At 64.3% G+C, this 687-nt stretch carries 1 protein-coding gene; it reads left to right on the forward strand.

Going from position 1 to position 687, the window contains the following annotated elements; genetic code table 11:
• A partial coding sequence (locus VXD91_RS18845; protein ID WP_346416105.1) for a transposase occupies positions 1-687 on the forward strand: 687 nt, incomplete at both ends.

The following is a 687-nucleotide window of genomic DNA, read 5'->3' on the forward strand; positions in this document are numbered from 1 at the left end:
GATCTGCCCGTCGCCTCTCATGATCAGAGTTCGCGCGAACTGAAACTATTGATTGATCGTCGTGAAGACCTTGTGGCACAACGCACTTCGACGATCAACCGGCTACGTCAACGGATCCACGAACTCGACCCCGCTGCTGAACCCAAACCGGGCTCACTACACCGCACCAAGGCCTGCACCGCGCTCGCAAAATGGCTCGACACCCAGCACGGACTGCTGGCCGAGTTGGCCCGCGATGAACTCGCCGACGTCATGCGCCTGACCGAGGCCATCAACACCCTGGCCGCACGCATCGGCGAACGCGTCCAAAAAATCGCCCCGACGCTACTGACGGTGCCCGGATGCGGTGAACTGACCGCCGCCAAGATCATCGCCGAAACCGCCGGCATCAGCCGCTTCCGCAGCGAAGCCGCCTTCAGCCGCCACAACGGCACCGCACCGATCCCAGTCTGGTCGGGCAACACCGCCGGACGCGTCCGCTTGAACCGGTCCGGCAACCGCCAACTCAACGCGGCCTTACACCGCATCGCCATCACCCAGCTGCGCATCCCCGGCAGCGCCGGCCAGCAGTACTACCGCGGTCGCATCGCCGACGGCAAGGCCACCAAAGAAGCCCTACGATGCCTCAAACGCCACCTCAGCCGAACCGTCTACCGCAGCCTCCACACCGACCTGCACCTCAACCGA

The organism is Mycobacterium sp. SM3041 (assembly GCF_039668335.1).
Taxonomy (GTDB): Bacteria; Actinomycetota; Actinomycetes; order Mycobacteriales; family Mycobacteriaceae; genus Mycobacterium.